The sequence below is a fragment of the Burkholderia sp. AU30280 genome, assembly GCF_020420125.1.
Taxonomy (GTDB): domain Bacteria; phylum Pseudomonadota; class Gammaproteobacteria; order Burkholderiales; family Burkholderiaceae; genus Burkholderia.
Genome location: NZ_JAIZRY010000002.1, coordinates 716628 through 723509 on the forward strand (window position 1 = coordinate 716628; position 6882 = coordinate 723509).

Consider the following 6882-nt stretch of genomic DNA (forward strand, 5'->3'; position numbering starts at 1 on the left):
TCGTGGCGACGCAGCGGGCGGCGCGGGCGCTGATCTTCACCGCGGACGACTTCGGGCTGCACCCGCGCGTCAACGCGGCGGTCGAGCGCGCGCACCGCGACGGCGTGCTGAACGCCGCGAGCCTGATGGTCGGCGCGCCCGCGGCGGTCGATGCAATCGAACGCGCGCGGCGGCTGCCGTCGCTCGCGGTCGGCCTGCATCTCGTCCTCGCGGACGGGCCGGCCACGCTGCCCGCGCATGAGATTCCCGCGCTCGTCGGCCCCGACGGGCGCTTCGGCGATGCGATGGCGAAGGACGGCTGCCGCTTTTTCTTCCTGCCGCACGTGCGGGCGCAGCTGCGCCGCGAGATTCGCGCGCAGTTCGACGCGTTCGCGGCGAGCGGCCTGCCGCTCGATCACGTGAACGCGCACAAGCATTTCCACCTGCATCCGACCGTGCTGTCGATGATCATCGAGATCGGCCGCGACTACGGGCTGCGCGCGGTGCGGCTGCCGTACGAGACGAGCGCACCCGCGCTGCTCAAGCCGTGGATCGCGCTCGTGCGCGCGCGGCTCGACCGCGCGGGGCTCGCGCACAACGACTACGTGGTCGGGATCGAGCATACGGGCGCGATGGACGAGGCCGTGCTGCTCGACGCGCTGGCCAAGCTGCCGCCGGGCGTCGGCGAGATCTACTGCCATCCGGCCGAAGCCGGCGACGGCCCGATCACGCCGACGATGGCCGGCTACCGTCCGGTGGACGAACTCGACGCGCTGCTGTCGCCGCGCGTCGCCGCCGCGCTGAAGGCCGCAGGCGTCGCGACCGGCGGCTTTGCCGACGTGTTCGGTCAGCCCGCGGCACGGCGCGGCGCACGAGCGTCGCGTGCACCGGGGGCGCAGCCGTCATGACCAAGTGGATCAAATGGCTCGGCTGGCCGCTCGGTATCGGCATCCTGCTCGCGCTGGGGCTGCACGAAGGTATCGGCGACGTGTCGCAGATGCTCGCGCGCGCCGGTTACGCGCTGCTGTGGCTCGTGCCGTTCCATGCGCTGCCGCTGCTGCTCGATGCATATGCGTGGCACTTGCTGCTCGACAGGCGCGCGTCGCTGCCGTTCCTGTGGTGGATCGCGACCGTGCGCGAAGCCGTGAACCGGCTGCTGCCGGTGGTCGGGATCGGCGGCGAACTGGTCGGCATCCGGCTTGCGCGCTGGCAGGTGCCCGATGCGAGCCGCGTGACGGCGTCGGTGATCGTCGAGGTGCTCGTGACGATCGTCGTCCAGTATGCGTTCGCGGCGCTCGGACTCGTGCTGCTTCTTGCGACAACGGACAACATGGGCGGCGGCACGATCGGCCTCGCGCTGCTGCTCACGCTGCCGCTGCCGGTGCTCGGCGTCGTGCTGATGCGTCGCGGCGGCATCTTCCATGCGATCGAGCGTTTCGCGGGCCGCCTGCTCGGCGATTCGCACCGGCTGCTGCAGGGTGTCGACGGCAAGCGGCTCGATGCCGACATCGATGGGCTGATGTCGCGCACGGGCCTGCTGTTCAGCGCATTCTTCTGGCAACTGGCCGGCTATGTGCTCGGCGCGCTCGAGATCTACTGGGCGCTCGCGCTGCTCGGCCATCCGGTGTCGATCGGCGGCGCGATCGCGATCGAGGCGATGACGCAGGCCGTGCGTCATGCGGCGTTCATGGTGCCGGGCGGCCTCGGCGTGCAGGAGGCGACCGTCGTGCTGCTCGCGCAGATGTTCGGCGTCGACCGCGAGACGGCGCTGTCGCTCGCGCTGGTCAAGCGCGGCCGCGAGGTGCTGTTCGGCTGCCTGGCGCTCGGTTCGTGGCAGCTTGCCGAACTCGTGCGCACGCGGCGTCGCATCGGTGCGCCGCCGGCCGTGCCGCGCGCGCCGCAAGCGACGAGCCGCGTGGCCGAGACCGAAACCGAAACGATGCATTGAACACGAGACGGGCCGCGCGCCCGTCTCGCGCTTTTGGCGTCGCGCGGGTATCCTTGGCGCGTGTTTTCTCGACGCGCATTTCTTCCGATGAATTTCCGTTTCCGGCTGCTTCCCGTCACGATGCTGGCCGCCGCGCTGGCGCTGACCGGCTGCGACGACAAGCAAGGCAACCTCGACGTGCAACGTATCAGGGACTTCTTCAACGCGATCAAGCCCGCGCCGCTGCTGCTGAAGGGGCTGAAGGTCGGCGAATCGACCGAGGCCGACGTGCGCGGCACGATGGGCAAGCCCGAGACCGAGCGTGACTTCACCGACGGCTCGAAGCGTCTCGAATACCCGCGCGGCCCGATGGGCAACCAGACATGGTTCGTCGATCTCGATGCGAACGGCCGCTATACGGGCGCGACACAGGTGCTGACCGCCGAGAATTTCGCGAAGGTGCGCCCGGGGATGAACGAGGACGAGGTGCGGCGCCTGCTCGGCAAGCCGGGCGACATCGCGCAGTATCCGCTCAAGCCCGAGACGGTCTGGAGCTGGCGCTGGCTCGAGGACGGCGTCAACACCGACGCATTCTTCAACGTCCATTTCGGCCCGGACGGGCTTGTCTATACGACTTCGCGCTCCGACATCCTGAAGGGGCGATAACCGCAGCCGCAGCCCGCTTCGGCGCTATATCGAAAAAGCGACCGGAAAATTGCAAAAAGTCCGCTTCCCTGCCCGTTATCCGGTTGTCAGGGAGCGGCTTTTTTCCTTTTGAAACAGGGTTGTAGGCCGCAGTTGTAAATGGTGGGGCGGATTGCTGCGACGCAGCAATCGCATGCAAGGTGATTTGAGACAATCAATTTCGCTTGCGACTATCCGCGTCAGCCCGGCGCGGGACAGGCATACGCGTCGGCATCCATTCCAACTCTGGAGACGCGCGTGTTCCTATACGGCTTTGGTCCCGTCCTCTGGGCCGGCACCGTGCAGACCATCGAGCTGTCGGTGCTGTCGCTCGCCACTGCGGTGGCGCTGGGGCTGATCGGCGCGGTGGCGAAGCTGTCGCACAACCGGGTGCTGCGAGCGATCGCGACCGGTTATACGACGCTGATCCGCTCGGTGCCCGATCTCGTCCTGATGCTGCTGTTGTTCTACAGCATCCAGATCTGGCTGAACCAGTTCACCGACTTCGTCGGCTGGGACCAGATCGACATCGACCCGTTCGTCGCCGGCGTGCTGACGCTCGGCTTCATCTACGGTGCGTACTTCACCGAGACGTTCCGCGGCGCATTCCTTTCGGTGCCGCGCGGCCAGCTCGAAGCCGGTGCGGCTTACGGGATGAGCGGCGCACGCGTGTTCGCGCGGATCATGTTTCCGCAGATGATGCGCTTTGCATTGCCCGGGATCGGGAACAACTGGCAGGTGCTCGTGAAGGCCACCGCGCTGGTGTCGATCATCGGCCTGGCGGACGTCGTGAAGGCCGCGCAGGACGCCGGCAAGAGTACGTTCAACATGTTCTTCTTCATCCTCGTCGCGGCGCTGATCTATCTCGCGATCACGACCGTTTCCAACCTCGTGCTGATCCAGCTCGAGAAGCGATATTCCATGGGCGTGCGGCACGCAGAACTATGATCGAGATTCTTCAGGAATTCGGCCAGGCGTTCCTTTACTGGGACGGCCAGCGCCTCTCCGGCCTCGCGGTGACGCTGTGGCTGCTCGTCGCGTCGATTTCGCTCGGCTTCGTGTGCGCGGTGCCGCTCGCGGTTGCGCGCGTGTCGAGGAACAAGTGGGTGTCGACGCCGGTGCGGTTCTACACGTACGTATTCCGCGGCACGCCGCTCTACGTGCAGTTGCTGCTGCTGTACACGGGCATGTACAGCCTCGAGTTCGTGCGTTCGCACTCGCTGCTCGACGCGTTCTTCCGCAGCGGCTTCAACTGCGCGATTCTCGCGTTCGCGCTGAACACCTGCGCGTACACGACGGAGATCTTCGCGGGGGCGATCCGCGCGATTCCGCACGGCGAGGTCGAGGCCGCGCGCGCATACGGGATGTCGCCGTTCACGATGTACCGCCGCGTGATCCTGCCGTCGGCGCTGCGCCGCGCGCTGCCGCTGTACAGCAACGAGGTGATCCTGATGCTGCACGCGACGACCGTCGCGTTCACGGCGACCGTACCGGACATCCTGAAGGTCGCGCGCGACGCGAATTCCGCGACCTACATGGCGTTCCAGTCGTTCGGAATCGCCGCGCTGATCTATCTTGCGGTATCTTTCGCACTCGTCGCGGCGTTTCGCCGCGCGGAGCGCCACTGGCTTGCGTATCTCGCGGCCGCCCGTCATTGAATCACTTCGAGGAGAGCCAGTTGGCCGAGATCACTCAAACGAGCGCTGCCGCTTCCGTCAAGCTTGCCGCGATCGACATTCACAAGCGCTATGGCGACAACGAGGTGCTCAAGGGCGTATCGCTGAACGCGAAGGCCGGTGACGTCATCAGCATCATCGGCGCGAGCGGCTCGGGCAAGAGCACGTTCCTGCGCTGCATCAATTTTCTCGAACGGCCGAATGCGGGGCAGATCGTCGTCGACGGCGAGACCGTCCGCACGAAGACCGACCGCGCCGGCGCGCTCGAAGTCGCCGATCACAAGCAACTGCAGCGCATCCGCACGAAGCTCGCGATGGTGTTCCAGCACTTCAATCTGTGGGCGCACATGAACGTGCTCGAGAACGTGATGGAAGCGCCGGTGCACGTGCTCGGCATTTCGAAGAAGGAAGCCGAGGAGCGTGCACGCGCGTATCTCGAGAAAGTCGGCCTCGCGCCGCGCGTCGAGAAGCAGTATCCGTCGCACCTGTCGGGCGGTCAGCAGCAGCGCGTCGCGATTGCGCGTGCGCTCGCGATGCATCCGGACGTGATGCTGTTCGACGAGCCGACGTCGGCGCTCGACCCCGAACTGGTGGGCGAAGTGCTGAAGGTGATGCAGAAGCTTGCCGAGGAAGGCCGCACGATGATCGTCGTCACGCACGAGATGGGCTTCGCGCGCAACGTGTCGAATCACGTGATGTTCCTGCATCAGGGGCGGACCGAGGAAGAGGGCGATCCGAAGGAGGTGCTGGTACGCCCGCAGAGCGAGCGGCTCAAGCAGTTCCTGTCGGGCAGTCTCAAGTAACGCGACAGGGCAGGTTTCAACCGTGGTACCGGTGTCTCGTCCCGCAGGCGCCACCCGCACGACGCAGGTGGCGATCGTTGCATTGCCGCCCGTGTCGATGTCGGGCGTGGGCCCGATCGTCGATGCGTTGAACCTCGCGAACGAGATCGACGGGCGGCTGCTGTATCGCTGGCAGGTGTGTTCGTGGGACGGGCGGCCCGTGACGCTCGCAGGCGGCGCGCAATGGCATGCCGATGCGGCGTTCAACGATGCGATCGCGTGCGACTGGCTGATCGTCGTGTCCGAGCGGTTCCAGCAGTTCGCCGATTACCGGCTGTTTCTCGCGAGTCTCGCGCGGGTCGGGCAGCGCACGCCGGTCGTGACCGGTATTCATCATGGCGTGTGGTGGCTGGCGATGGCCGGGCAGCTTTCCGGTTATCGCGTGAGCGTGAACTGGGAAACGTATCAGCAGTTCGCCGAGCAGTTCGAGCGCTCGATCGTCACGCAGCAGATCTTCGAGATCGATCGGGATCGCGCGACGTGCGCGGGTGGGCAGGCTACCGTGGATTTCATGCTGGCCATGATTGGCCGGGAGCATGGGCCCGATCTGGGTGAGCGGATTGCCGATGCGCTGGGCGCGGGGACTTTGCGGAGTGGCGAGGAACGTCAGCGGATTCCTTTCGTGACCGCGCCCGGCGAGCGGCATCCGCGGTTGAACGATGCGTTGCTGTTGATGGAAGCCAATATCGAGGATCCCCTGACTACCGATGAGATCGCCGAACTCGTCGGCGTGTCGAGGCGGCAGCTCGAAAGGCTCTTTCGACAGTATCTCGGGGCGATGCCCTCGAAGTATTACCTCAATCTCAGGTTGCTCAAGGCCAGGACGCAGTTGCAGCGCACGAGCAAATCGGTCGTGCAGGTTAGTCTTGCCTGTGGGTTTTCTTCTGCTGCGCATTTTTCCAATGCCTATCGGGAAAGGTTCGGCGTGACGCCTCGCGAGGACCGGCGAGCGTGGCTCGAAAAGCAGACCGGGGGGGAGCCTCGCGGGGGCGCGTTGGTTGAGCGGGAGGGGAAGGATTGATTCGTGGTTTCGTGGTTTGCTTATGGTTTTCGTGAAGCACCTGTGATCGTATCGGTCTATTAGCGTTGCCCCTGCGCGGGGCGGCGGTTACTTTTCTTTGTCTTGCCAAAGAAAAGTAACCAAAAGAAAGGCGCTGTGAAAACGCATGACTTCCCGGTGCCATGGTCACCAGAGTGGCCCTCGCCTAAGTGTCCGCGCCAGTCAGGAAGCCGGAGTGGTTCGAGCAATGGTTCTGACACCACTCACCACCCAACAGAGCGGTATACCGCCCGCAAGCTCCATCCTCGCTACGCTCGGCTGCAAGGTGCCTCAAATCGCGCGGCTGGCACTTATGTGCTTCCGCCCGCGCGGCGCGCCGGGTCCGATATTCTGACCCATCACGCCCCTCTGACGACCGGGCCGGTTGCCTGTTATCGCTGCTCAACTGCGCTATGAGGGCGAGTGTTTCCGTGTTGGTTGGGTGCGTCCCTCTTTTTCTGCTGCGAGAGGTGAGGACCGCGTACGTATCGGGTTTGGGGTGACTTTTCGATAGTGCTGCTTGAGGGGGTGTACCTGTCGGCCGAGCGAAGCGAGGGCGGAGCTTGCGGGCGGTATACCGCTCTGTTGGGTGGTGAGTGGTGTCAGAAGGGAGTGTCAGGATTTCCGTGTTCAAGGCGGGTGGAACAATTACACGGAAGGTCGGACGAACCGATCTGCATAAAGGATAGCGAATTGGTTCATGGCCGTCTTCCAGTCATGCGCGGCACTTCCCCA

At 65.2% G+C, this 6882-nt stretch carries 7 protein-coding genes; all 7 read left to right on the forward strand.

Annotated features, from left to right (window positions below):
- Window positions 1–2: 2 nt before the first annotated feature.
- A complete protein-coding gene (hpnK, locus tag LGN17_RS07455) occupies window positions 3–887 on the forward strand; it encodes a hopanoid biosynthesis-associated protein HpnK (RefSeq protein WP_226195713.1) in 885 nt (294 codons plus the stop codon).
- The gene (locus tag LGN17_RS07460; RefSeq protein ID WP_226195714.1) at window positions 884–1927 is read left to right on the forward strand and encodes a lysylphosphatidylglycerol synthase domain-containing protein; all 1044 of its coding nucleotides are present in this window, start codon (window positions 884–886) and stop codon (window positions 1925–1927) included. The genes hpnK and LGN17_RS07460 overlap by 4 nt, the downstream gene beginning before the upstream one ends.
- 87 nt (window positions 1928–2014) lie before the next feature.
- Complete coding sequence (locus tag LGN17_RS07465) at window positions 2015–2572, forward strand: lipoprotein (protein WP_043182057.1); 558 nt, start codon at window positions 2015–2017, stop codon at window positions 2570–2572.
- A 276-nt stretch (window positions 2573–2848) separates the two neighbouring features.
- Window positions 2849–3538 (forward strand): ABC transporter permease, encoded by a 690-nt coding sequence (locus tag LGN17_RS07470; protein ID WP_043182060.1) that lies wholly within the window; start codon window positions 2849–2851, stop codon window positions 3536–3538.
- Window positions 3535–4248, forward strand: a complete 714-nt coding sequence (locus LGN17_RS07475) for an ABC transporter permease (RefSeq protein WP_043182061.1) — start codon at window positions 3535–3537, stop codon at window positions 4246–4248. The genes LGN17_RS07470 and LGN17_RS07475 overlap by 4 nt, the downstream gene beginning before the upstream one ends.
- Window positions 4249–4268: 20 nt before the next feature.
- Window positions 4269–5069, forward strand: coding sequence for an ABC transporter ATP-binding protein (locus LGN17_RS07480; RefSeq protein WP_175951767.1), 801 nt, complete (start codon window positions 4269–4271; stop codon window positions 5067–5069).
- A 22-nt stretch (window positions 5070–5091) separates the two neighbouring features.
- Window positions 5092–6129, forward strand: coding sequence for a GlxA family transcriptional regulator (locus LGN17_RS07485; RefSeq protein WP_175951768.1), 1038 nt, complete (start codon window positions 5092–5094; stop codon window positions 6127–6129).
- Window positions 6130–6882: the final 753 nt, after the last annotated feature.